21 protein-coding genes and 1 tRNA gene are annotated in these 24,969 nt (G+C 38.8%); 9 read left to right on the top strand and 13 right to left on the bottom strand.

The window, feature by feature from the left end:
- Positions 1 to 15: 15 nt before the first annotated feature.
- Positions 16 to 558: an NUDIX hydrolase gene (locus BPR_RS14575; RefSeq protein WP_013282255.1), complete on the bottom strand. Its 543-nt coding sequence runs from the start codon at positions 556 to 558 to the stop codon at positions 16 to 18.
- Positions 559 to 642: 84 nt separating this feature from the next.
- A complete protein-coding gene (locus tag BPR_RS14580; protein ID WP_013282256.1) occupies positions 643 to 1,281 on the bottom strand; it encodes an HD domain-containing protein in 639 nt (212 codons plus the stop codon).
- Between the two features lie 129 nt (positions 1,282 to 1,410).
- Here BPR_RS14580 and BPR_RS14585 point away from each other — a divergent pair, with 129 nt between their 5' ends.
- Positions 1,411 to 2,631, top strand: a complete 1,221-nt coding sequence (locus BPR_RS14585) for a MerR family transcriptional regulator (protein WP_013282257.1) — start codon at positions 1,411 to 1,413, stop codon at positions 2,629 to 2,631.
- 97 nt (positions 2,632 to 2,728) lie between these two features.
- Here the strand turns inward: BPR_RS14585 and BPR_RS14590 are convergent, their stop codons facing one another.
- Complete coding sequence (locus tag BPR_RS14590) at positions 2,729 to 3,562, bottom strand: helix-turn-helix domain-containing protein (RefSeq protein WP_013282258.1); 834 nt, start codon at positions 3,560 to 3,562, stop codon at positions 2,729 to 2,731.
- A 406-nt stretch (positions 3,563 to 3,968) separates the two neighbouring features.
- Between BPR_RS14590 and BPR_RS14595 the strand changes: the two genes are divergently transcribed.
- A complete protein-coding gene (locus tag BPR_RS14595) occupies positions 3,969 to 4,922 on the top strand; it encodes an Abi family protein (protein ID WP_013282259.1) in 954 nt (317 codons plus the stop codon).
- A 141-nt stretch (positions 4,923 to 5,063) separates the two neighbouring features.
- Here the strand turns inward: BPR_RS14595 and BPR_RS14600 are convergent, their stop codons facing one another.
- Positions 5,064 to 5,435 carry a GNAT family N-acetyltransferase gene (locus BPR_RS14600; protein ID WP_013282260.1) on the bottom strand — a complete coding sequence of 124 codons (372 nt, stop codon included), beginning with the start codon at positions 5,433 to 5,435 and terminating at the stop codon, positions 5,064 to 5,066.
- A gap of 139 nt (positions 5,436 to 5,574) precedes the next feature.
- Between BPR_RS14600 and BPR_RS14605 the strand changes: the two genes are divergently transcribed.
- Complete coding sequence (locus tag BPR_RS14605) at positions 5,575 to 6,267, top strand: hypothetical protein (protein WP_013282261.1); 693 nt, start codon at positions 5,575 to 5,577, stop codon at positions 6,265 to 6,267.
- Positions 6,245 to 6,535, top strand: coding sequence for a transcriptional regulator (locus BPR_RS14610; RefSeq protein ID WP_013282262.1), 291 nt, complete (start codon positions 6,245 to 6,247; stop codon positions 6,533 to 6,535). The genes BPR_RS14605 and BPR_RS14610 overlap by 23 nt, the downstream gene beginning before the upstream one ends.
- A 411-nt stretch (positions 6,536 to 6,946) precedes the next feature.
- Here the strand turns inward: BPR_RS14610 and BPR_RS14615 are convergent, their stop codons facing one another.
- Positions 6,947 to 8,041 (bottom strand): helix-turn-helix transcriptional regulator, encoded by a 1,095-nt coding sequence (locus tag BPR_RS14615; protein WP_013282263.1) that lies wholly within the window; start codon positions 8,039 to 8,041, stop codon positions 6,947 to 6,949.
- 240 nt (positions 8,042 to 8,281) lie between these two features.
- Here BPR_RS14615 and BPR_RS20035 point away from each other — a divergent pair, with 240 nt between their 5' ends.
- Positions 8,282 to 9,406, top strand: coding sequence for a helix-turn-helix domain-containing protein (locus BPR_RS20035; protein ID WP_013282264.1), 1,125 nt, complete (start codon positions 8,282 to 8,284; stop codon positions 9,404 to 9,406).
- Positions 9,407 to 9,446: 40 nt separating this feature from the next.
- Here the strand turns inward: BPR_RS20035 and BPR_RS14625 are convergent.
- Positions 9,447 to 9,519: transfer RNA gene (locus tag BPR_RS14625), tRNA-Gly, on the bottom strand.
- A 118-nt stretch (positions 9,520 to 9,637) separates the two neighbouring features.
- Positions 9,638 to 11,494 (bottom strand): glycoside hydrolase family 36 protein, encoded by a 1,857-nt coding sequence (locus tag BPR_RS14630; RefSeq protein WP_013282265.1) that lies wholly within the window; start codon positions 11,492 to 11,494, stop codon positions 9,638 to 9,640.
- A 204-nt stretch (positions 11,495 to 11,698) separates the two neighbouring features.
- Here BPR_RS14630 and BPR_RS20040 point away from each other — a divergent pair, with 204 nt between their 5' ends.
- The 3 genes from BPR_RS20040 to BPR_RS14645 are packed head-to-tail and all read left to right on the top strand — an operon-like array spanning position 11,699 to position 16,310.
- The gene (locus tag BPR_RS20040) at positions 11,699 to 13,237 is read left to right on the top strand and encodes a GGDEF domain-containing protein (protein WP_052301835.1); all 1,539 of its coding nucleotides are present in this window, start codon (positions 11,699 to 11,701) and stop codon (positions 13,235 to 13,237) included.
- 2 nt (positions 13,238 to 13,239) lie between these two features.
- Positions 13,240 to 14,766, top strand: coding sequence for a glycosyltransferase family 39 protein (locus BPR_RS14640; protein ID WP_013282267.1), 1,527 nt, complete (start codon positions 13,240 to 13,242; stop codon positions 14,764 to 14,766).
- Positions 14,763 to 16,310 (top strand): glycosyltransferase family protein, encoded by a 1,548-nt coding sequence (locus BPR_RS14645; protein ID WP_013282268.1) that lies wholly within the window; start codon positions 14,763 to 14,765, stop codon positions 16,308 to 16,310. Before BPR_RS14640 ends, BPR_RS14645 begins: the two co-directional genes overlap by 4 nt.
- 80 nt (positions 16,311 to 16,390) lie before the next feature.
- Here BPR_RS14645 and BPR_RS20045 read toward each other — a convergent pair whose 3' ends face one another.
- The 6 genes from BPR_RS20045 to BPR_RS14675 form a co-directional block, all read right to left on the bottom strand.
- On the bottom strand, positions 16,391 to 17,920 hold the full coding sequence (locus BPR_RS20045; protein ID WP_013282269.1) for a PP2C family protein-serine/threonine phosphatase: 1,530 nt from the start codon (positions 17,918 to 17,920) through the stop codon (positions 16,391 to 16,393).
- 82 nt (positions 17,921 to 18,002) lie between these two features.
- Positions 18,003 to 20,015 (bottom strand): FtsX-like permease family protein, encoded by a 2,013-nt coding sequence (locus BPR_RS14655; protein WP_013282270.1) that lies wholly within the window; start codon positions 20,013 to 20,015, stop codon positions 18,003 to 18,005.
- Complete coding sequence (locus BPR_RS14660) at positions 20,005 to 20,775, bottom strand: ABC transporter ATP-binding protein (RefSeq protein WP_013282271.1); 771 nt, start codon at positions 20,773 to 20,775, stop codon at positions 20,005 to 20,007. Before BPR_RS14660 ends, BPR_RS14655 begins: the two co-directional genes overlap by 11 nt.
- A 201-nt stretch (positions 20,776 to 20,976) precedes the next feature.
- Positions 20,977 to 21,924: a sensor histidine kinase gene (locus tag BPR_RS14665; protein WP_242662172.1), complete on the bottom strand. Its 948-nt coding sequence runs from the start codon at positions 21,922 to 21,924 to the stop codon at positions 20,977 to 20,979.
- Positions 21,911 to 22,588, bottom strand: coding sequence for a response regulator transcription factor (locus BPR_RS14670; protein ID WP_042258119.1), 678 nt, complete (start codon positions 22,586 to 22,588; stop codon positions 21,911 to 21,913). Before BPR_RS14670 ends, BPR_RS14665 begins: the two co-directional genes overlap by 14 nt.
- Positions 22,589 to 22,685: 97 nt before the next feature.
- The gene (locus tag BPR_RS14675) at positions 22,686 to 23,981 is read right to left on the bottom strand and encodes an erythromycin esterase family protein (RefSeq protein ID WP_013282274.1); all 1,296 of its coding nucleotides are present in this window, start codon (positions 23,979 to 23,981) and stop codon (positions 22,686 to 22,688) included.
- Between the two features lie 269 nt (positions 23,982 to 24,250).
- Between BPR_RS14675 and BPR_RS21095 the strand changes: the two genes are divergently transcribed.
- The gene (locus tag BPR_RS21095) at positions 24,251 to 24,964 is read left to right on the top strand and encodes a hypothetical protein (protein WP_013282275.1); all 714 of its coding nucleotides are present in this window, start codon (positions 24,251 to 24,253) and stop codon (positions 24,962 to 24,964) included.
- The last annotated feature ends 5 nt before the right edge of the window (positions 24,965 to 24,969 follow it).

The following is a 24,969-nucleotide window of genomic DNA, read 5'->3' on the forward strand; positions in this document are numbered from 1 at the left end:
TGGTGTCAATACATATTATTTAAAAAACTGAAATGCATACAATAAGCACAACATAGCGACTCCGTCTTTGGTTTCATTATTTTTTAGCATCTCAAGTACTTGTTCTTTCGGAAGCCATTTTTTGTATGCAACTTCGTCAGTATCGTATAGTGAGCCTTCCATATCTACTCTGGCCGCAAAGCAGTGGCATATACAGTCTGACATACCATTTGCAGGATTTTGAGAACAAAGAAAACTTACGTCTTTCAAAGAACAGCCGGTTTCTTCAATACATTCTCTTCTAGCAGCTTCTTCAGGGCTTTCGCCTTCTTCGATTTTACCGGCTGGGATTTCCCATTCAAGTCTTCCAACAGTATATCTTCTGTGGCGAATAAGCAGCACTTCATCTTTTTCATTAAAAATCGTCACACAAACAGCTTCTTTTGGATAATGCACCTGATGGTACTTTTCAATGATATAGCCACTTGGAAGTTTTACCTTATCAGCGTACAAACATACAAAATCACTTTCATATATTACTTTTCTATTAAGCCTTTCAGGCATAATTTTATTTTCCATATTGTCCTTTCCGATTTACTTTATCCTATGGATTATCTAGTTTTTTCACAAATTCCACAATTTATCACATTCGAAATCTCTATTTCAGTTACTGTTTACCGGTGGTTTCCAGGGCTTAGGGCAGAGAAGTGTAGTTCTGCCTATATTCGGAAGAACATCATATATAGAACATCCCATACGCTCTTCAAAATCTTCTTTTATTTTGAAGGCAATCTCCCAACCTTTAATGTAGCCTTCCATAATCCCGTATCGTCTTGTAACATCAACAAATCGTTTTTCCAGTATTACAAATCCATAATCTGTGGCAAGAGAATCGCAGAGCTGGATCAGTTTGTCGTAATCATCCGGTTTACCACAATTCATTATGTAATCTTTGATAGCCTTCTCATGCTCCGTTTCCGGCTCGCAGCTAAACTCATCCTGCATGCGAAGATAAGAATGTGTCATGCATATTCTTGCTACTTCATCCCAGCCTTTTTCCATGCAGTACTTGTACCCTTCATATACGTGCGTAGGAATATCAACAAAACCGAATTTACATCTTCTTCCGATATCATGCAAAAGCCCGAATATATAAGCTTTCTCTGAATCCATATCAGGTATCTTTTCAGCAATATTACGAGCTGCCATGCCAACATTTTTGGAGTGATCCACCCATGGTCCGGGATTTAAGTTTCTTGCTATTTCTAGCTCTTCCAGAGCTTCTTTGACACTTGGGAACATCTGTTTTACCTCCTTGTCTTGAATATATTCAGGCGCGCACTGAACTTATAACTATGTTATACTCGGATTATAAAAGGTAACGCTACGTAACCTTCAAGCACTATTTTTACTGTATCGGAGAAAACTTTTATGAATAAAAAAGGCTACTATTCATCCGGGCAATTTGCCAAAATGGCTCACGTATCCATAAGAACTATAAGGTTTTATGACCAGAAGGGGCTACTTGCGCCATCTTATACAACCGAATCAGGTGCAAGATTTTACACTGATTACGATTTTGCAATTTTGCAACAGATATTGCTTTTAAAGTACCTGGGATTTTCTCTGGATGAGATAAAAGAAATACCAAATGGTCAGGCTGATAATCATTTCATTCTGAATGCCCTTAAGATGCAGAAAAAACTGCTTTCAGAACGAATTGATGAAATGAAAAATGTTGAAGAAGGTGTAAATGCAACCATCAAAGCTTTGGAAAGCTCTGCTGCTCCTGATTGGAAGCAGATGCTGGATCTGATCCACATGACTTCAATGGAGAACAACTTAAAGAGCCAATATCAAAATGCAAGCAACATCTCTGCCAGGATAGATCTTCATAACAAATATTCAACAAATAAACAAAGATGGTTTAATTGGGTATTGCAGGAATGTGATATCTCTTCCGGGATGGATATTCTTGAGCTTGGTTGCGGTAATGGAGCATTATGGGCAGAGAATATAAGCGAATTGTCCAAGCGCAATTATACAGATATACAAATAACTCTTTCAGATATCTCTGCAGGTATACTGCATGATGCAAGACAGAATATAGAAAACGCGGTATCAGAATATTCAAACGAACTACGGGATTTCTCTTTTTCTTACAAAGCATTTGATCTTAATGCTATACCATTTGAAGATAATTCCTTTGATTTAGTAATTGCGGGTCACGTCCTCTTTTATTGTGAAGATGTCCATCTTGCCTGTCAGGAAATAAGTAGAGTACTAAAGCCCGGCGGAAGACTTGTCTGTAGCACATATAGTAGCAACCACATGAAAGAGATCAGAGAACTGGTAAAAGAGTTTGATGATAGAATAGTGCTTTCCAGCAATGACTTATACAAAATATTTGGACTGGAAAATGGTGCTGACATATTGCGCAGCGTATTTGGAGAAGTGGAGCTGAAGAAATACCAGGATGAAATAGTCATTACTGACGCCGGCCCGTTAATAGATTATATCTTTTCATGCCACGGCAATCAGAACCACTATCTTCTGAACAGATATGCAGAATTTAAGAATTATATCATGAAAAAGGTAAGTCACGAATTCCACATCACCAAGGATGCTGGAATATTTACCGCAACTAAATAAAAAAATGACCCGACGTGGTCCGCATCATAATGAGAGGCGTGTCGGGTTCTTTTTTGTTCACTAGCATGCAGCAGGACTTGCAGTAAGGCTCCTGCAATCAGTTACTTTCACTGGATTTTCTCTTTGCTTTATTCATGCAAATGTCGCCACAAATTAGCCCAAGTCCTCCAATCAGAAAAATTGATACTGACAGGACATCCCAAATGTCAAAGACAGGTATGTCTAGCATCTTGGACAAAACAACATTAATGAGTATTCCAAAAACGATAAAAATCAAAAACAGTGCTCCTACAGCAAAGAGCTTACGATCTTGAAATCGTATGAACAGAACAAATCCGAGCCATACATAAGCTAAGACTACAACTGCCATAACTGCACCAATGCTGAACACGGCCTTAGAATTCACAAGCAGACTCAGTATATATAGGAATGGTAATGTGAATATACTTAATGATAACAATGATTCTCGAATACCTTTTTTGCCGTGGTAAATCATAGGAATAGTTATTGCCCATGCATAAAAGATTGTTGCGACAGGAATCAGTGACCATGTCAGTTTTCTTGATATTGCATAGTTACAAATAACACAGACTACAATACCTACAAGCAACAACGTCGTGTATATTATTGATAACACTGTGCTAAGTTTATAGCGTCTTTCTTCATTACGTTTTAATTCCAATAGGTTTTCATTAGCTTTGTTCTCAAAATCTTTCATTTCAATCCTCTCTCCACTTAATAGTTCGTTTACCGTAATTCCCAAAATTCCGCAAAGCTCAAGCATAATAGATGAATCCGGCATGTTTTTACCAGTCTCCCATTTGGAAATTGCTCTGTCGGTTATGTTTAACATTTCAGCAATCTGTGCCTGAGTTAAACCTTTCTCTTTTCTCAAACCGGCAATGAATTTTCCTGTCTTAATCTGATCCATTAAATATGCCTCCTTCATGCATAGCTTATTTCTATTTGTGGAATTTGAACACGAACCATTGGTTGAGTTATCGAAACAACCGTTGGTTGAGAGGATAATTTAGATTATACCCGACTAAAAAACGGCTTACAATCATTTACTGATTGTAAGTCGCCTCTTGACTCCGTTCCCTAGTACCCTTCACAGTAGCACTAGTACCATTCCGGTTTTCCAGCCGTCCGCATAGGCTTATCACACACTTATACACACAACATAGTTAGAAAGATTTTATTGAAAATTGGATGAAATAGTGTTATCTTTTAATTAGACCGTAGGAAGGCAAGGGTAATGCCTGAATCCAAATATTCCATTAGCGGGATTAAGAATGGTATATCCATTCTTTTTTTTTACCTAAAGGAGTAAATAGATGCCCAATACTGAGCTTCCCATAGATTTAGAGCAGCAAGTAATCATGATGAAAAGATATGTGAACTTTCGTCAACGCAAAAAAATAAGAGAATTTCTTGCGTATGCAGGATATTTTAGAGCAAGCAGATACGGAAAGTTCTTATTGTCTAAAGTTGGAGTCTTAGGCAGCAAATCTAATACCTCTGTCTATTTTGCTACATACAATTTTGATTTACAGTTAAGACAGTTACTTTTCAAATACTGCATGAAAGCAGAGATATACTTCAAGAGCAACGTAAGTAATGCTATATCTATCAAAACCGGAGATGCTGCATTCTATTTAGATAAACAATATTACACTCCTACCAAGAGTGAAAAGGATAAAAACACACGAAACAAAAATATAAGGTTCTTCAATACTCGCTTCTTTCCCGGATTAACTGATCAGGAAGAAACACTTAGGAAAGATGTCGTAAAGCACCCAGAATTAAAAGAGTACCGAAAGGGCGGATCAAGACATAATAATGTCCTTCCGGTATGGGCAGCTTTTACATATTTCGAAATGGGAACCATTGTTATGATGTATTCTTATTTGCGTGGTGACTTAAGAAAAGAAGTCCTTGATTATGCATACTCAGGAAACAATTATAAAAAAGAAGTCACAAAACAGATGGATACATGGCTTGATGCAATTCGAAACCTCAGAAATTACTGTGCACATCACTCAATGGTAATTGGAATGACTTCATCAGTAGTTATTCTTGATAAAAGAGATTCCACCAGTTTATTGCCTAATAATACCAACTTGTATTCTAGGTTGTATGCGTTAAAGAAAGTTCTGTCTTACAAAGATGGAGAAAGCCTCGGCAATGAACTAAATAAACTGGTTAGCAGTAGCAAGATTGACATTTACAAAATGGGTATTTTGCCTGTTGATTGGAAAAAACTGTATGATCAGATCGTTATTCTATAAACGGTCGCGTTTTCTTTTTGCAAAGAAAGCCTGATAGTGGTATATTTAGTTAAGAATTGCGGTGAACATCTTCGGATTACACCTGGAAGAACCTGATGCGTCGGGTTCCTTTTTTTATGTCCAAAATCGTAAATTACTAACTCAATTCTTTTCAAAGTATATAATATCCATTACATCGCTTATCTTTTCAATCTTTCCGGTTCTTATGTAGCCAAGTTTTTCATAAAGATGGATGTTGTCTTCTTCCTGAAGAATAGTGTCAAGCTTCCAGTTATCACTCCCATAAAGTTGTTCTGCAGCAAGTATAGCCTGCTGAGCATAGCCTTTGTTTCTAAATTCGGGCATGATCCATAATGGAGAGATGCGTTTCCTGCTACCGTCTTTTTTATCAATGATCCTGATTCCACCAACAATAGTTCCATCTGAAACAATGAAGTAATATGTAGTTCCTACAAAGTCATATTTCTGAAGGATGCGCTCGTAGCTCTCGGCAGCGGGACTCGTATTCGTCAATTGACATTAAATTTTGTATTCCGTGAAAAGATCAGCTTGACATATTATAGAGTACTCTATAATATAGAGTATGGTATTTGTTGCTGAATATCATCGGACTACATAAAAATACTGTAAATTTGCCAAAAAGGAGCGGATTATGGAGAAAACAATTGAAAATGCATTAGATGATATATCCTTAATAAAGGCTGTGATAGAAAAGACACAGAAGGATTTTGCAAAAGTGGCTATGTTCTTTATTGGGATAGGATTAGTCAATGGAATTGCGTGGATTATGGAACAACTGGCATATTACATCAGGAACACTGCAGGTTATGGTAACTGGCTTGTACAGGCATTAGGACAAGGAACACATTTGTTGCGGTTTGCCGGATATATTGTGTTATTTGTTTGTTTCTACAAAAGAATAAAAGCAACAAACAATGAAATCAGTGAGGGAATGATAAAAATATGGGGAATAGTCTTGATTGGCTCCTATGTTCTTTCTTTTTTATATATGAGATTATTGCCAAATGGCAATGATGACAAACTGATTACATTATGGCGATGTAAAGAGTTAATAGAGGTTCTTCCAGTTATTTTTGCTTTGTTTATGACTGGAATTCTTACAAAAAAGTTGACCATAACAGTGTGTACAGCAATATATAGCATAATGTACTTTGTATTATTCGTTGGTATGAAAGAAATACCTTATGGAACATTTGGTGGAACAGGAACACTAATGCCCCTTAGTAGCACAAGCGTTAAGTGTCTAATGATACTTGGAATGATTGTTTTGGGCATTTATTTGAAGATAGGAGCAAGAATTCATGGAGATAAACTCAATACCTGAAGCTTTTCAGACAAAGCTTAGATTGGCTATCTTATCTTCGTTATTGACCGGTCAAAAAAGCTTTAGCGAACTGAAAGAGATAACATCTTCTACAGATGGTAATCTCGGTGCACAGATAAAAAAATTAAATGAACTTGGTTATGTTGAAATAGAAAAGGCTTTTATAAAAAATAAGCCACAGACGACATGTGCAATTTCAGAATATGGGAAAAAACAATTTAAGGAGTATGTTGAGATGCTTGAAAATCTTCTTACACAGTCTAAGTAAATAGAATCTATGACTGGAAAGTAACTGCTCCGGATAAAATTGATTCTTTATCAAATGATATGGGATAGCGGTTGGAAACAGTTGTGGAGTTGCGCCATCAGCTAAGGACATATATTTTAACCCATTGAATAAAGCATTATCTTGGTGTATACTACGAGTACGAATTGGGGTATGTGTTTGCGGACACATACTTGAGAGGATCGGAGAAATCTGGTCCTCTTTTTAATTAATGAATCAACCATCAAAAGCTCCAAAAAAATAATAGGCGGCAAAACCGCCTATTGATGTTATAGCTTCCACTTATTGGTGGGGAATCACCTGATGTATAAGCTCCCGCTCATGGCTGGGAATCGCCTGATGTACTTCTTTATACCTTGATTATATGATTTAGCATTTTACTTCTCTTATTGTTTAGTTTTTAGTAACAACATATGGTGTAATTTCCTTTTCTACAGCCTTGAATCTGTCTGTATTTCTTACTATATCGTAACGTCCCTGCCTGAGTTTCTCATTAAATTCAGTACACTCTGTCCAATCAAAATTTCTGTAATGATCCTTACATTCAATTCCGGACAGAAGTGTAGAATCCAATGTAAATCTATCAGGAAGGGTATCATGAATAATAGAGTATTTTGCTGCCTGTTCAAGATGCTCAAGTGTTGCTTCAGTATTGCCTTCAAGGACTTCCATTGCTGCAATTGCACGATGCATCCACGCTACAAGCCTGCTTTCGTATCCATAATTATCCTCATAGATCAGATCAAGAAGCTCAAGAATCTTTTTTACGACATCTATTCTTTCCTGAATGGTCATGTTATCATTGGCAAAGTCAAGATCTGCCAGTTTAACCATTGTGGAATATGTTGCCAGGACAAATTGCATAACAGTGTTTTTGCAATGTATTTTTAATTCTTCTCCCGATAAAAGTTCTATAAGCCTGAAACTACTGGTTTCCCATATAGTCGGCTGTTCCTTTGATATTTCGATAGCTTCATCTATGCATCCGAGTTTTCTAAGTGCAATTATCTTCTCGTTGATCACACTGTTACAAATCTGTCTATCAGTGCATTCATTTAAAACCCTTGAAGCTATGTCTATTACCATTTCACAATTATCATGCTCCTTAGCGTTATCATCAGTGTATTCAAAATTTAATTCCTTCACTAGATGCATCAGAATGGTGAAATTGGTAGGATACTTTTTGGCTGCCTCTTTAAGGAGTTTTACACTTTTGTGGACATGTCCTTTTCTATCATTTTCCCTGCATTGTTCAAAGACTTTTTCTATCTCGCGTTCATCCTTATAGCTTTCCATGCCCATGAGTTCGTCAATTGTTACATGGAAATAATCTGCAATAGCAGGTAGTAATGTAATATCCGGATATGTATTACCATTTTCCCATCTGCTAATAGCCTGTTCGGAAACGTTAAAAACATCTGCAAGCTGAGATTGTGTCATGCATTTTTGCTGGCGGTATCTCTTTATGTTCTCGTTTAGTTTTATCATTATTATTCCTCAATTCTTTCGTAGTTTTCGAAGCTTCTGGAATAATTATTGCATAGAAATACTGTGCTCTCAATTACTCATTAGTTGTGTATAAAACAACCATAGTGAGAGATAAGAAAAAGCCTATCAGATAATGAGAATTCTCTTTCTCTTACATTGATATGTAATCTATGTTTTTTCTTTGCTACACTATCAGTACAGCTGAAAATCACATTATTGCAATAATAGAAAGAGACGACAATGAATAATCTTGGATCAAAGATAAAAGAACTTCGAATTGCAGAAAATCTCACGCAGGAAAAACTTGCTGAGGAACTAAATGTATCTTTTCAAAGTATCAGCCGATGGGAAAATGGTATTTCGACACCTGACATCAGCCTTATTCCTGCAATTGCAAGGTTTTTTGGCGTTTCAACTGATTACTTGTTCGGACTTCAGGATGAAGAATCTGAGGCAGAAAAGAGTGAACTTGAGGCAGCATATTGGGATTACCGAAAAGAGGGTAATCTCGATGAAGCGTATGAAGTAATGCTAAAGGCGAGAAAGCTCTTTCCACGGGACATGCACTTTTGTTCTAATCTGGCTGAAGTTATGGAACTTTTTGATGGCGGAAACAGTGAACAAATGTCAGCCTATGTCAACGGGAATTTTTCAGAGCAAATCTTCTCTTTGTGCCGGAGAGTAGTTGAAGAAAGCAAAAATGAGACAGATCGCTCGAGGGCATTATCTCTTTTATCCAGCTATTACATGAAATCCGGTAATTCCGCAGAAGCTATAATGATTGCAAATAAAATGACTGATCTTAAACATTCAAAGGATCTTTTACTTGCTGAAATTCTTTCCGGCGAAGATAAAAAGAAACAGCTTCAAATGAATGTTTTGGAAATGGCTGACTATATTTCCGATACTCTTGTCAAAATTGCCTTCCGGAAGGAATTTGGCTTTACACTATCAATGGCGCCTATAGAGAAACTGGAGTATGTTCAAGCTGCAAACACTATTCTTAAAACAATTATTTCGGACGGCAATTACCTGGAATACTCAAGAAAGCTTGGCTGGAATTACAGAAGGATCGCGGAATTGTACTGTATGATGGATCAGAAAGAGAAGGCGCTTGAGTATCTCTTGAAAGCGGAAAAGATGGCGTCAGAATATGATTCTTTGGATAAAGAAAAGACTTATCAGTTCACTTCGCCGTTCTGTGATCTGGTTAACAGCGACCTGTCAAATAATGATAAATTCTTTGTTGGAACTGAGACGGAGATGCTGTCTTATCGGCTTAATGAAATGAAATCTTTTTTTGGCGACGATGAGGAGTTTATCAAATTATGTAAACGCGTTGGTGAGAATAATATTATGATATAAATGTAAAAAAGGACATCCAACCGGATGTCCCAATAAAAAGAGCGATAGACGGGGCTCGAACCCGCGGTCTCCACCTTGGCAAGGTGGCGCTTTACCAACTAAGCTACTATCGCATATATGTAAAGTCGCTTTCGCGACAGCAAAGTAAATATTACACTAGTGTTTTATATTTGTCAACAACATTTTTGAAAAAATTTCAAAAATGTTGTTGACCTAATTTCGCTATGTCATTTAAATCTGGATCAAAAGTGCCTGTGCTGAAAAATCCTTATCTGCTATGCCATATTTATCCAATAATTTATAGTTATCCACATTGATTCCCAGTTTCCCGGCAAACTCTTTCATATCAACGGAATCAGCAAATCTATGATATACGATCAGTGCCTTATCTCCTAATACTCGCATAACAAATTGGGCTCCTGTCGGTTCATTGTAGCTATCTGTATCTGCAGAAATAACAGTAGTTTTACCGTCTCTGATAATATCTGATACCCTGCGGTAAAAGTCCATTCCCTGGCTTAGAAGTTCCCACTGATGGTCGTTTAGATCATAAACATCACCGGAAAGTCCCATTCTTCCAAGGAATGTTGAACAGATTGAATACCATATTCTCTCATCACTATCCCCCGCTCTCATGACTGCCCATATCTGGCTCTGAGACGGCTTTATTACCCTGTGCATATTCGCCGCAATAATGGGAAGTGACAAGCACTCATGCGCATCAGAAAAACTCGCCATTGAAGCAAGTTCCATAAATGATGGTTCCAGGCGATGTCCTCCGCTTGAGCAGTTCTCAATAACAAGATCCGGTAATTCTTTTTTCATTTTTCTGAAAAAGTTCTGAGTCACAATAACCTTTTTCCTGAGGTTTTCCCCCATTCCTTCAGGGCCATCACATCCCATACCCATTGTATCGTTATAATCTATTTTGATATAACCAAAATCATTATCCTTGAGGTTACCAATAACATATTTTGTCAAATGCTCTATTACCCAAGGGTCTTCCATATCAAGGAAATGGACATTTCCCACTGTAAGAGGAACTCCGTCCTTTTTAACAAGATGATCCTCCTCATAGAAAGTCTGTGCCTCTTGCGAAGTGTTCTCAAGCTCGAACCAGATTCCCGGAATCATACCCTTTCCGCGGATATAGTCAGTCAGCTCTTTAAGGCCATTAGGGAATCTCTCTTTATTAACTGTCCAGTCTCCGCGCCAGTCCCACCAATAACCGCATTTGCCATACCATCCGGAATCCATTACCAGATACTGGATTCCCTTTCCGGCAATTTTATCAGCAAGCTTCTTGAGATTGTCGATGGTTGGATTTCCCCAGGTTGCACAATATTCATTAAAAACAATTCCCATCCGGTCGTCCACAGGGCTAATATCCGGTTTCTGCGCTTTAACAAGCTTATCGCAGACATCTTCCAGAGATTTGCCTGTTGCTATGAGAGCCTTAGGAGCTTCAAAGCACTCTCCGGGCATTAGTTTTTTGGTCCAATGCCCATAGTCTCTGTCAGCAATTCCTCCAGCGATTGAAACAGTATCTCCTTCTTTGACAAGCACTTCTATCTGCCATGAAGATGGTGCGTATAACTGTACTCCCGTAAATACTCCGTTCTTAGAATCCTCCACTGCTACAAATGGAAAAAACTGTCTGACCGGCATAGAACCCAGATTTCCAAACTTAAGCACACGTACACCATGGTTACTCCAGGAGTGTTCCATATCGAGTTCTTTTATAGTATCTACTTTATGCTTCCCTTCTGCGCTCCAAAAAGACAGAAGTCTGTGGATACGATCAGCCTTAATTTCTCTGACCAGCACTGATGTAAGCATCTCCATAGTCAAAGTCCTGCTGCCATCATTTTGGATAGTTGTAACTACTTCTGTAGCATCCGCTTCGGCGCAATATGTATTCCTAACTTTCAGTCTCAGTCCATCAGGTCTTCTGTATTCTGACTCATTCTCGTTTTCAGACTTTAGCTCAAAGCCGTCCATTGAGCCGCTTCCAAGCATTGTCAGCCCGCAAGTATAATTATCCGCATATCTCTCTCCTGCTATTTTTACTTCTGCAGTTGATTTCATATTGTCCCCCAGTCATTAACTTTTTTCACCTACAACAAGAATTATAAGTACCAGTCCTTCCTCATGACAACACCTATTTTATCCGCTTTTCACGCAGTTTATAGAAGTTTTACCTTTCGATAATAATTATACGTTTTGCCGCATGATAAAATAAAATATGAAGTATCATTTAATTGTACGCACCAGGTAACGCGGGGAATACATATGGCAATACATTTCAAACTTCCCAAAAAGAATATATCCGCTCCTGCCAACTACGAAGATTTCCTTATAGAAAACAGGATCAAGATAAACCAATATCTCAACAGGACTTTGTTGTTCTGTGTCCTCACAGGACCTTCTCTGGCCTTAGGTGTTGCTATAGGCATATTCAAAAATGTATCTTATTTAGCCTGCCTCTTTATATCTATTTTTGTTCTCATCCTCGCTTTAAGTCATATATTGATTACAAAACATTTCCCTGAGTCCGAATATACCAGCATATATGCCTTGTTTATTCTTGATGTCTTATTGCTGTATATGGCCTATTCCCATGTATACCTCAGGATCACTTGGTTTTTGGTGCCAATGTTGTCGCTCCTTTTCTGCAGCTTTAAAATCTATTACTTTTCTCTCTTTATTACCTATTTTATGATGCTGTTGACCACTTGGATAACTGCGCCTTTCTTTGCAGATCAGCGCTCAGACTACGTCAGCTCTGTGCAGTTTTTTGCAAATGTTGTCGGTGGAAACACAATAGAGATCATCATAATGGCAATAGTCGGATTTGGCCTTCTGAAAACCTCCCACAGATATATCCGGGAGTTTTATGAAATGTACAAAACTATCAGCGACAACGAGCAGCAGGTTACAGAATCTATTGATACCCTTTCGAGTATGGCAGGCATCTATGACAGGGTTAACCTTCTTAATTTCAGAACGATGACCGAAAAGTCCCTCACAGATACCAACACCACCAAAAGTTTTCTTCATTTCGATGGTTGTGATCACACCAGTATGGTCACCGGCATGAAAAACCATATTGCTCCCGAACAAATGGATTCTTTCTGGGAATTTACTAATCTGACTACTCTCCGCGAAAGACTTCTTGATAAAAAATCTATCTCCGCAGAATTCATCAATATCACAACAGGTTGGTTCCGCGCCCAGTATATTACCGTTGATAAAAATGAAGATGGAATTCCGATTACTATAATCTTTACCGTGCAGAATATAGAAAATGACAAAAAGAAAGAAGAACGACTCATCAGAATCGCCATGACCGACGAGCTCACCCATTTATATAACCGCAGAAGCTATGATGATGACATTGCGATATACAGAAAGAACGGCCTTGATGATGACTTTACACTATTGTCTGCAGACGTAAATGGGCTTAAAATAACCAATGATACTAAAGGACATGCGGCCGGCGACGAGCTTATCAGAGGTGCCGCTGACTGTCTTCATGTCTGCATTGGGCAAACCGGTAAAGTGTATCGTACCGGCGGCGATGAATTCATCGCCATACTTCATACAGATAACTACTCAGACTTGATTTCTGAAATAGCTGCCATGGCCAGATCCTGGAGCGGGCAATATACAGATTCCATTTCAATTTCTATCGGCTGCGCAAGTCATAAGGAATTCCCTGATGCCACAGTAGATGAGCTTGAACGCATTTCTGACAGACGAATGTATGAAAATAAGGAACAATACTACAGGCAGACCGGACACGACCGAAGGAAGAAACAGGATAATTAATTATGAGTTTTAATGGGGATAAGATAAAGAGTACTATAGGGGTGGTACTTGGCTTAACATCTTTATTTGTTTTTATATATCTGATCAGATTTGCTACAGGTAATGACATCTGGTATGATGAGGTCTTTTCCTTGTCCTTTGCCAATCGTAGTTTCGGTGAAATTGCAGCGTTTACTGCAAGAGATGTTCACCCTCCTTTTTATTATTTTTACCTAAAAGTCATATCTTCTATCCTGTGCCTTATTTCAGGCCGGAAGTATTTCATTGTAGTTTGTAAAATAGCTTCACTGATTCCCTGGCTATTTCTATTCATCATTAGCATAACCTATATTCGCAAGCAATTTGGCCAACTGACCTCTGGCCTTTTTATGCTGCTCATTACAATAATGCCCCAGCTTCCATCCTATTATTTTGAAATCAGGATGTACTCGCTGGCACTACTGCTCATCACCACTGAGGTCCTGATTTCTTTACACATTCTAACCAACATTGATAAAAAAAATAATCTCTCTTGGATTCTATTTTTCATCACCGGAATTCTTACAGCATATACCCAGTACTATGCTTGTATAGCCATCATTGGCTCCTACATCGCTGTTTTCCTCTCGCTGATCATCCAAAAAGGGACTGAGAAAAAAAGACACATCCTAAAACTTCTGGTATCTGCCCTGTTATCTGTCATTTTATACCTGCCATGGCTTCCGGTCCTTAGGGCTCAGATTACAAATATTTCCGGTAAATACTGGATTCAGCCTCTTACCCTTCGTAGTATCGCAGGGTGCATCAAGTTCATTACTCTTCCGGTTGTATACTTTGGCAAAATGCCGGAAATTTCAGCAGGTCTCCTGATCATAGCGCTTCTTGTTCTGACAGTTCTTTTTATCAGACATGGTAAAAGAGATGACCTTATAATAGCAATCTGTTGTCTGATGCCGGTTATCATTGTAGTACTAAGCGGATTTATCCTCTCTGCAATGGGTACACCGATATTTGTATATAGATACCTGATTCCAACTCTCGGCGGAGTCTGGCTCCTTGTAGCCATAATGGCGGATAGAGCTGCAAACCGCAAGGCACTGCTTCTTTTGATCCTGCCTATGCTTCTTGCAGGGGGCCTTAATATAATAGGTATCAGAGCTGAAGAAGGCAATAAACTGGCTACCATTTCACATTCCTATGATGTAGTTTCAGATATTCCTGAAGGTTCCGTTATAATAACTAATTTTGATCACGTCTGCGCTGTTATGTCCTACTACAGGCCTGATTGTCAGGTTCTTTTGTATGAAGCGGAAATAGATAAGCTTCTCCCTGACATGCAGGGAAATATCACTGATAACGTTCACGACCTTGATATAGAAAAGCTAGTTAGTTCTCAAGATAAAGAGGTTTATTTCTGGGGAAGCTTTAATTCAAGAGAAGAAATAGTAGAGTCTTGGACAACACTCGGTATTAATAATGAGCTAATGGATAATATCCTGATTGAACGATATTGGATAAATGTATATAAACTAAGCGGAGCCGTAAAATGACAAAAAAATTATCTGTAGATTATTTCAAAGAACATATTGCCTGTATCCTACTCATCACATTTATGGGCATTATCTATATTTATAATATGTTTGCCAATAAACCCTGGTATGATGAGCTTTATACTTATTACTATTTTATCAGCAGAGGCCCAATCTATGCGGCAATCCACTGGCCTGTTCCCAATAACCACGTAGGATACTCTGTTCTGTCTGCTTTTCTTGATTTCTTTGGAAATCCCTACATCGGACTTAGAGGCGTTTCCTGCATTGCCGCTATTTGTAATCTGATCCTGATATATAGGCTATGCCTTAATTTCATGAATAAGTGGTTCTCCACTACTGCCACAGCCCTGTACGCCGGAGCTTTTTTGGTTTTCAGGCTCGCCTTTCAGGGAAGGGGCTATACTCTTGCAACAACATGCCTTCTTGTAGCAATACTTGCTGTTTACAAGGTATCTATCGGGCAATGCTTTATGCGTAACTATGTACTTTTTGCCGCTGCTCTGACTCTTGGCCTGTATATTGTTCCAAGCTCGATTTACTGGGTAGTTCCGGTATGTGTGACCGGAGGATTATATCTTCTTGTTCAAAAGAGATTCAAGGACCTCTGGCACCTTGTCTTTTCCGGCATAATTGCTGCCATAGCCACAACTTTCCTGTATCTTCTGATATGGCTTGCTATAGGAGCAAATCTTCTCAGCAAGAATCCCGAGAGCATGTTTTATGGCATCTCTCAGGTCAGAATAATTCTGAAAGCTCCTTTTGCTGCTGCCAAAACAGGAATAGACTACATGCTGGCAACACCTTATATTCAGAGCATCGACAGGCTTACTTGTATTAAGACTATGCCTGATTACTTCGTTTCTCTGTTTGGTAACTACTATAACAGATGCGGACTACTATTATTTATTCTGCTTATTATTGTTACAGTCATTTCTATCGTTATGACAATTATCAATATCAGATCAAGGCAAGGCTTCTTTTTGCATCTCTTTATCAGCTGCGGCCTTGTGATCGTTCCACTGATGCTCGTGGTTCAAAGCGTTCATCCTTACCTCAGAGTTCTCAGTTTCTGGGCGGTGTTTCTGTTTATTGGCATTGTGTATTGCCTATATGTTTTTGTGCTTAAACTAACACAAGAAAAAGCGCAAAACATCCTAAGTCTTTCGCTGGCATTTGCTGCAATTATTGTAACTGCAGCCTCATGTTTTAGTTCTTTTTACAAGAGCCCCCTTGCCACAAGAGAGAACGAAATAGCCATAGCACTTGCAGAATTAGATGACCCTCATGCTATAGACAATATTTTCTATACAGATGATTTCCAGAAATACGTCATCAAATTCTACTACGACTATGCCCCTAATGAGGTTTACACACTTGAAGGCGCAGATTACGTTATCACAGGACCTGAATTTACTGATCCGGGCAATGAAATTCCGGAATGGCCTGTATTATATGGCTACAGTCCTGAGATGATTTCTTATGTAAAAGATAACATGACAGAAATTGCATCCACAGAAACTTACACAATCTATCGCAAGTAAGATTAAGACATATATCAACATATCTATATCATAAAGAAGGGCGCTTCGATCCAACATCGAAACGCCTTCTGTGTTTATTCTCATGGTCCAAAATAGTGCATTCCCAGCATTGTAATGTCATCAAACTGCTTGGCATCCCCGACAAATTTATCTATCGATGCCTTAATGTCTTCAAGCAAAGCCTCCGGTCGTGCATCCGGGTTGGCATTGAGCGCTTCTAACATTCTAGTTGTTCCAAAGAGCTCATTGTCCTCGTTGGTCGCTTCCGGAACGCCATCAGTGTACACAAACAAGCTATCTCCCGGATTTAACTTAAACTCATGCTCTCTAAACCTTATTCCTTCTATAGTTGCTACCGCCGGGGAGTGTTTGTAGGCTACAATTTCGTATTCCCCGTCCTTTCTGCGAAGAACCGGGTGTTCATGTCCTGCATTTACAGCAATTCCTTCTCCCGTTGAAAGAGATATGACTGCCAGCCAGACAGTTACAAAAAGCTCTGCCTTGTTTCCTTCACAAAGCTGCTCATTGACACTCTCAAGAGCTTTTCCGGGGCTCTCTCCCATGAGCATCCTGTTTCTAATGAGAGTCCTTGAAACCATCATGAAAAGAGCCGCAGGGATTCCTTTTCCAGATACATCTGCCATGACCAGCGTAAGGTGATCATCATCCAGCATAAAGAAGTCATAAAAGTCACCACCCACCTCTTTTGCCGGGGTCATCGTTGCGAACAGATCAAACTCTTTTCTCTCAGGAAGATACGGAAATGTTTTGGGAAGAACGTTTTCCTGGATAGCAGATGCAAGAGTAAGGTCTCTGTCTGCAACAACTTTATCTCTTCCCTGCGCCACGTTCAGGACGCCATACATGAGTAGAATTACCAGCATTATCACGCCGGCACTTAGCGATAAGCCATATACAGCCAGTGTCATGACTCCGACTATAAGCGGTGCAAATGCATAAATAAAAAATACAACTACCTGATACAACTGCAGATGTTTTTTTTCAATCCACACTGCAATCAGTGCTGATATAAGCGTCAGAAAAGCAAATATAAGTGAAATCGGGTACAATGGTGATCTATGATAAACTCCATCAGGACCAATAGTAAAATATATACCAGTGAATAGATTGATAATTCTAAGGCCTATTGCTATGAAAAAGCCTACTCTGAGTACTTTTCCCGCCTTCTGTATTATTCCCTTATTTATACCAAGATAATTCATGGTGTACAGCCAAAAGCAGTAAGCTTCTGCCGGAGCACACATATAATATATAGTATTATCTATCATATTTATTGGTATCAGGTTGGGATCGCCGTCTACAAGCCATGCTATCGCATCTGCAAAAAGGCCTACATATGCTGCATTAAGCAGATACAACAAATATTTAAGGTCTGAACCATTTTTCTGAACATCAATAATGCAGCAGGCAAAAACCAGATATCCCACTGCCATTCCAAAAATATCCCCGGAAATATTAAAAACATAGATTGGAAGAAGATTATGAATTCCTTTAAGATACAAGAACTGTACACATAGAAAGATCATGGTCAGATAAATAATACTTACGATTATTATCTGCCTTTTCTGTTTTTTACCGATAAACTCCATTTTCCCCCGCCTCGTTATAATCAATCTGTAATCATTATACCAAAGACGGGGGCCTGCAATTCTAAAGGAAATCTAAATTATGTTATTTTCCATATACGATTTCATAGTATTGTCTGGATGTGATCAAATATACCAAAGCGTAAGCACCTAGGAATACCAGACTTACTATTGCAATCGCAAGATTGAATGTAAATGTGTCAACGTATAGGATCATTGCAAGGAAAAGTCTTAATATCCTGCTTGCAAAAATAATGTGGATAATTGCGCATATCGCGGGAAGGAAGAACATTATCATTACCTGGTTTCTGATAACACCTTTTGCTTCTTTGTCCGATAAGCCAGCATTTGAGAGAATTTCAAATCTCTTTTTATCCTCTATACCTTCTGACATCTGCTTGTAGAAGATGATCATCACGGTTGCGATGAGGAAAAGAGCTGCAAGGAAAATTCCCACAAAAAATGTTCCGCCGTAGATACTGTAAAAAACTTTCTTTTCTTCAGCCTTGTAGCTGATTTCTGCATTTCCAAGTTTTGAAGACAGTTCATTTCTGACGATATCTACATTACTCTGGTCGGCATCCTTTGGAACATTAAACCCAAGATAGCAACCATCGTATCCATCAAGTAAGGCCTTTTCTCCATTTAGACATATGTTCTTGGCTTCTATCAGAGAGGCAATTTCATTTTCATCTGAAACAACAATTATCTCTTTTGCAAATAGTCCCATTGATGGATCAAAGGTCTCAACAAGACAACCGTTTCCGATTTTCTCTTTAACCTGATAGTTCTTACCAAATAATGAAAGGGTACCATTTTTTACCTTATCTGCAGAGCTGTAGCGGAGAATCTCGCATTCGCCAAGGCTTATATTTTCACCGGTGTAAGCATTATACTGTTCGGCCGTGATCATATATACGACTCTCATTTGTGAAAAATCCGCAGTCATTCTTGTTAATGGTGTAAGCCCCTCTCCACCTGCAAAGCACAAATCTTCATGGTAGAGTCTTACTATTTTTTCAGTTCCTTCTACATTTCCCGCCAAAAGAGCTTCATCTAAAGTTTCTTCAAGGCTTTCGGCAGTATGACTTCCATCATTTTTACACCAGGTAACGATGTCACGTCTGAACATGCTGTTTATATTCTGCTCGCCCAGCATTACAAGTGAACTTGAACACACCATCAGAAGAATTACGGCTGTGGATAATATACATATAGATGCAAGGCCCGCAGCGTTGTGCTTCATTCTGAAAATAAGGTTTGAAAGGCTGATAAAGTGCCTTGTCTGGTAATAATATTTTTTATTCTTCTTGAGCATCTTGAGAACAAAAATTGTTCCTGCGATGAACAGTGCATATGTTCCTATAGTTACAAGGACAATTGCTGTAAAAAGTGAACTGATAGCAGAAAATGTGTTTTCAATATTAACCGCTATATAATAGCCTGCAAAAAGAGTTACTACTCCGATCACAAGAAGGGCCCATTTTGTCTTTGGCTCTTTTTCTCCCAGATTCTCACTCTTTAAAAGATCAATTGGATTTCCAAGGCGTACTTCCAAAAGATTGAAAACAAAGAGGCTGATAAAAATAAATCCAAAGAATATGACTGTAATTATTGTTGCCTTTAATGAGAACTCCATTCCCTTTACAACAGGCTGATGAACCAGCTTATACAGGAAAAGAACTACAAGTTTATTCACAAATACGCTTGCAAGGATTCCAAATGCCATAGAAGATAATGCCTGAACGCTGCTTTGTATCAGGAGAATTCTGCTGACATTTTTCTTGCTAAGCCCTAAAACACCATATAATCCGATTTCTTTTTTACCTGACTTCTGGACAAATCTGTTGCCATACATGAGAAATATTACTGAGAAAATTGCTACTGCAATACTTCCAAAGTGCAGGAACAGTACGATATAGTCTGCTCCGTAGAACATTGGATGTCCATTACTTACAAGAAATCTGCTGTAAATAAGTGACATCAAAATGTGGAAAACCATTACCGTTATAGAACTTACTAAAACGTACGGCAATATTGTCTTTTTGTTATTTTTAAGACCGTTGAAGGCAAGTCTGCTAAGAAGATTACTGTTCACCGTCTTCTCCTCCCCTCATGAGTACTGTTACTGAATCGCAGATTTTATCAAGCATCTCGCTTCTGGACATCTGGCCTCTGTATATCTGGTGGAAAACTTCACCATCTCTTATGAACATTACTCTGTCTGCGTAGCTTGCAGCCACATTACTATGAGTAACCATAAGGATTGTCTGTCCGCTCTTGTGGATATCTCTTAGCTGATGCATGAGATTTGTTGCTGCCTTGGAATCAAGCGCTCCTGTAGGCTCATCTGCAAGGAGGATCTGAGGCTTTGTGATAAGTGCTCTTGCTACTGCTGTTCTCTGCTTCTGTCCACCTGAAACCTCGTATGGATACTTATGAAGAAGAGCTTCAATGCCAAGTGTTTTAACTAGTGGCGCAACTTTTTCATCCATTGTCTTATAGTCTTCGCCTGCAAGAACAAGCGGGAGCTTGATGTTATCCTCAATCGTAAAGTTATCAAGAAGGTTGAAATCCTGGAAGATAAATCCAAGATTGTTTCTTCTCATGATAGCTCTTTCTCCATCCTTAAGTGATGAGAAGTCTTTGCCATTTACCAGGACCTTACCTGCTGTTGGAATGTCAAGGCTTGCAAGGATATTTAAAAGAGTTGTCTTGCCGCTTCCGGACTCTCCCATGATTGCTACAAACTCGCCTTTTTCAACACTAAAATGAACATCCTTAAGGGCAGTAACTGACTCAGTACCCATTCTTGTTTTATATACTTTTTTTACGTGATTTACTTCTAAAACTGACATTTCTTCCTCCGCTATTTTGGACCTTGTGGACGGGGTTTGCAGTCCATTTTTTCTGTCCCATTTTTATGTTTTTCTTGTATCTCGTCTCTCGACAATATAAGGTTATCAAAAAAGGAAATGCGTTGCCTTTTATTTGGCTTACATTTCCTCTATGCTGACTTACATTTTTGTAAGGTTAAGGCACTTTTAAAAAGAATTCTATCAATATCTCTTTACGTCACTGGCAGATATCTTCTCTCGCAGAACTGTGATGATAACGTCAGTTCCACGCCCCACCTCAGATTCAATACGGATCTTGTGGCCAAGCTTGTCGCAGACTCCCTTGCACATGTAGAGTCCAAGTCCACTGGCCTTTTTATCTATTCTGCCATTGTAGCCGGTATAGCCCTTTTCAAATACTCTTGGAAGGTCTTCGCTCTTAATGCCAACACCAGTGTCTCTTATTACAATTTCTATTCCATTCCGGGAAAAGATTTCCTGATGTGCATCTAAATTATCTATGTCTCGCGAAAAAATCTTAATTCCGCCTGTCTTAGTATATTTGAGAGCATTAGATAAAACCTGCTCCAGCACAAAAGAAAACCACTTCTCGTCTGTTAATATCTCTTTATCAAGGTCTTTAAATTCCACAGTAAGATGCTGATAAATAAAGATTGTTGAAAACTTTTTTACCACCTGTTTGATAAGGGGCTCAAGCTGGCATCTCTCGAGGACCAAATCTCCTGACATATCATCAAATCGCAGATAATTAAGGGCCATGCTGACATAGTTTTCAATCTTAAAAAGCTCTCTTTTACAATCTCCGATAGAAGGCTCTTCGTCCTGGAAAAGGAGCTTAAGAGCAGCGATAGGAGTCTTTATCTGATGGGCCCACAAGGCAAAAAAGTCCTCTTTTTCCCGCATCTGTTCCCATCTGGTATCTCTCAGTTCTTCTGTCTTTTTCTCTGTAGTTTCAGAAATTTCTTCCTTATTTTGTCTATAGTTTATTACAATGGCTACAGCTGTAAGCAGAAAAAGAAAGCTAATTTCATAAAACAGAAATTCGCTTTCTATGTTGTATAAAACGCCTGCAATTATGAGCACCGCTGCCTGTAATGCATTGGTAACTATGAGCACTTTACTCTTTTCCCAGAATTTATTCTTCCCCAACAATGTATCCCATTCCTCTCTTGGTTGCTATGAAATCCTCAGCTCCTGCTGCATCGAGCTTTTTGCGGATTCTGGTAACGTTGACAGTTAGTGTGTTATCGTCAACAAACTCATCTGCTCCCCAGAGTCTCTCCATGATTGTTTCTCTGGAAACCACTTTTCCCTGCTGCTCCATCAGGGTTTTGAGAATCAGGTATTCATTCTTGGTAAGATCAAGCCTGTTGTCCCCTACGCTTGCGGAAGTATCGTCAAGGTTTAGCCTCACATTTTTTACCTCAAGCTCATGAACTGCAATGCTCTCTCCATAACTCCTGCGAAGGATCGCCTGTATCTTGGCTGTCAGAACCTGCAGGTCAAAGGGCTTGGCGATAAAGTCATCAGCTCCCATATTCATGGCCATTACTATATTCATATTGTCATCCGCTGATGACAGGAACACAATGGGAACCTGAGATATCTTCCTGATCTCGCTACACCAGTAAAATCCGTTATAGGCAGGAAGTTTTAAATCCATAAGAACTATATCAGGCTGCGCTTTCTCAAATTCCCCAATGATATTCTGAAAGTCCTGAGCCTTAAATGGCTTCATCTGCCAGGTTTCAAGGTGCTTGGCAACCTGCCCTGCTATTATTTCATCATCCTCAACAATAAATACTTTTCTCATATTCACGCCTTTCACCATCTAGTCTCCTTCGATTCTAATTCGAAAAGTGTTTGTTGTCGAGCATAATGGACCACTGACTCCGTCCATTTTCGCACACTTAGTACTGCGGTGAAGTTGCGCAAACGCTATAGTAATAGATCATTCCATCATAAAGATCAGCTGGTGCCATCTCAATTCTGTAAGCATAATGCACCAGATAATACATATCTGATACTGCTTCTCCAAAAGTTCCCATAGTTACATCCGAATGAACCAGGTCATAAAGTTCCTTGTTATCCTCAGATGAAATGCTCTCAAAGTCCAGGTAAAATCTCTTATATTCCATGTACTTGGCCTGATAAGCTATAGGATCAGCTGTAGTAAAGAAAAAGTCTTTTCTCTTATACTCATCAGAAGTCATACTTTCTACTCTTGCATTTGTTTTTCCTTTGAAAAAGTCTGTACCAAGACTGTAGTATGCATCACCATATTTTTCTTTAAGTAGACCTCCCATAGTTACTGCCTGCGCTAAACTAAAATGTGGCTTTTTGGAAATATGTCCATCATGGGCTGCCAGCATGATCTTACCTGATCCGATTTTCTTTTCAAGATCAAGAATCCATGATACGTTGTCAGCCATTGCCCTATCTCTTGCTGCTAATGTAGCCTTATCAGCAAACACATAGTCAACACATGTAGCAATATTATCGGCAGCTTTAGTAGCGAAATTGACATCTAAGTCCTGATCATTTGTAGCCGCAGCAATTACCTCTTTTTTGATATCTTCAAGCTCTTCTTTAACCTTTTTAACACCATCTTCAGTCATAGACTCAGTTCTGTTCTCATCAATAAAGTATTCAATTTCTGAAGTCTCTTTGACTGTAATGTTGTTTTTCTTCATGTAGTCATATAGGTACTCTACGCTCTTTTCCGGATTCTGCATGTCAAAGCCGTAAAATCTTATCTTCTTATCTTCTGAAACAGAAGCGTTATACTCTCTCATCCAATCAAGAAGATCTGCCATCTGCTGGGTGTGGTAAAGATTAAAACTCAAATTATTAGCAACTTCTCTGGCATCACCTTCGCCGCCCTGAACAAATTCATTGGCTCTAAGGCAATCCCCGAAGTCTGCTTCAAGGCAGAACGCACTATATCCCTCTTTTTCCACTAGCATTTTGAATACATCAAGCTTGGACTCCTGAAATTCCGCACTTCCGTGGGTTGCCTCGCCAAGACCTACAATCTGCACGCTGTCAGGTATGTCAATTTCCGATACAGCTACTGCGTTTTCAACTACCGTTTTATTTTTGTGCATTGCAAGGACTGTCTTATAATTTAGTCCTACAACCAGCAATGTGCTGATCACTAATACAATAATCAATAATACTTTTCCAATCTTTTTTAACACTTTCATTTCATACTCCTTTTCATCGTGTCATCAGGAATTTATTTCCGCACGTATTATGTTGACTTAACTTTTTCCGACAATGAAATGGTAACAAAAAAGGAAATGCCCTGCCTTTTATTTGGCTTACATTTCCTTCTTGTTACCTTACATTTTTGTAAGGGATTGCAACTTAAGCACTGCTGATTGCAACTTAGCATCTAAAATATTGTAGCAAGGCTCCGAACTTAGTAAGGTATATACATCAAGAGAAACCACTACAAAAAGGAGCTTTTACCATGAATACACAGACACTTACAAAGAAAAGAAACAGATTTTTCCAGGGACTTGATTTCCTTAGCTACTCCTTAGGGGCTTTTGGAGTTATCGGCTTTGAGCTTTTACTTACTTATGTAATTGAATACAACATATACGGATACAGTGATTGGAAGAGTTATGCACCATGGCAGAATATTCTTCACTGGACACTGACCTGCATCGTATGGGGACTTGGCGGAATGTATATTGTCAAAGACTGTGCTCGCAAATCAGATATCGACCTTATCAAGAATTTTAAACAAAAAAGTCTTTTACAGGGTGCAAAAGAGATGTCTCTTTTCCAGTGGATCCTTCTAATCACAGGAACAGTACTTGTACTGATTTCTACATGGATTGACTGGGGCGGAAGCAAGGTTCTTAAAGAGTTTGCACATAAGGGTACAGTTCTTTTCACATTCCAGTATATTTACTATCTTTTCGAAGTTTTCCTAGTACTTCTTGTCATTGTTTTTGGTCAGTATGCATTTGAAAAGTGGTTCAAAAATGATAAGATTCCCTATGGAGGAATTGTAGTAGCACTTACCTGGGGACTTGGCCACTGGCTCACAAAAGGAAATATGGTAGATGGAATCTCTACTGCTATCGGCGGTTTTGTATTCGGTGGCGCGTATCTGCTTACAAACAGAAATATTAAACTTTCCTACTTATTCCTCTGCATTATGTTTATTTTATAAGGGGT

The sequence above is a fragment of the Butyrivibrio proteoclasticus B316 genome (genome assembly GCF_000145035.1).
Taxonomy (GTDB): Bacteria; Bacillota; Clostridia; order Lachnospirales; family Lachnospiraceae; genus Butyrivibrio; species Butyrivibrio proteoclasticus.

What these genes read in the sequence shown, in the direction of transcription:
- BPR_RS14615 (WP_013282263.1), bottom strand. Translation starts at nt 8,041, where the DNA reads ATGATAAAACTAAACGAGAACATAAAGAGATACCGCCAGCAAAAATGC.
- BPR_RS14660 (WP_013282271.1), bottom strand. Translation starts at nt 20,775, where the DNA reads ATGTCAGTTTTAGAAGTAAATCACGTAAAAAAAGTATATAAAACAAGA.
- BPR_RS14595 (WP_013282259.1), top strand. Translation starts at nt 3,969, where the DNA reads ATGCCCAATACTGAGCTTCCCATAGATTTAGAGCAGCAAGTAATCATG.
- BPR_RS20035 (WP_013282264.1), top strand. Translation starts at nt 8,282, where the DNA reads ATGAATAATCTTGGATCAAAGATAAAAGAACTTCGAATTGCAGAAAAT.
- BPR_RS14640 (WP_013282267.1), top strand. Translation starts at nt 13,240, where the DNA reads ATGAGTTTTAATGGGGATAAGATAAAGAGTACTATAGGGGTGGTACTT.
- BPR_RS14675 (WP_013282274.1), bottom strand. Translation starts at nt 23,981, where the DNA reads ATGAAAGTGTTAAAAAAGATTGGAAAAGTATTATTGATTATTGTATTA.
- BPR_RS14670 (WP_042258119.1), bottom strand. Translation starts at nt 22,588, where the DNA reads ATGAGAAAAGTATTTATTGTTGAGGATGATGAAATAATAGCAGGGCAG.
- BPR_RS14590 (WP_013282258.1), bottom strand. Translation starts at nt 3,562, where the DNA reads ATGGATCAGATTAAGACAGGAAAATTCATTGCCGGTTTGAGAAAAGAG.
- BPR_RS14580 (WP_013282256.1), bottom strand. Translation starts at nt 1,281, where the DNA reads ATGTTCCCAAGTGTCAAAGAAGCTCTGGAAGAGCTAGAAATAGCAAGA.
- BPR_RS21095 (WP_013282275.1), top strand. Translation starts at nt 24,251, where the DNA reads ATGAATACACAGACACTTACAAAGAAAAGAAACAGATTTTTCCAGGGA.
- BPR_RS14585 (WP_013282257.1), top strand. Translation starts at nt 1,411, where the DNA reads ATGAATAAAAAAGGCTACTATTCATCCGGGCAATTTGCCAAAATGGCT.
- BPR_RS14645 (WP_013282268.1), top strand. Translation starts at nt 14,763, where the DNA reads ATGACAAAAAAATTATCTGTAGATTATTTCAAAGAACATATTGCCTGT.
- BPR_RS14575 (WP_013282255.1), bottom strand. Translation starts at nt 558, where the DNA reads ATGGAAAATAAAATTATGCCTGAAAGGCTTAATAGAAAAGTAATATAT.
- BPR_RS20040 (WP_052301835.1), top strand. Translation starts at nt 11,699, where the DNA reads ATGGCAATACATTTCAAACTTCCCAAAAAGAATATATCCGCTCCTGCC.
- BPR_RS14605 (WP_013282261.1), top strand. Translation starts at nt 5,575, where the DNA reads ATGGAGAAAACAATTGAAAATGCATTAGATGATATATCCTTAATAAAG.
- BPR_RS20045 (WP_013282269.1), bottom strand. Translation starts at nt 17,920, where the DNA reads ATGGAGTTTATCGGTAAAAAACAGAAAAGGCAGATAATAATCGTAAGT.
- BPR_RS14610 (WP_013282262.1), top strand. Translation starts at nt 6,245, where the DNA reads ATGGAGATAAACTCAATACCTGAAGCTTTTCAGACAAAGCTTAGATTG.
- BPR_RS14630 (WP_013282265.1), bottom strand. Translation starts at nt 11,494, where the DNA reads ATGAAATCAACTGCAGAAGTAAAAATAGCAGGAGAGAGATATGCGGAT.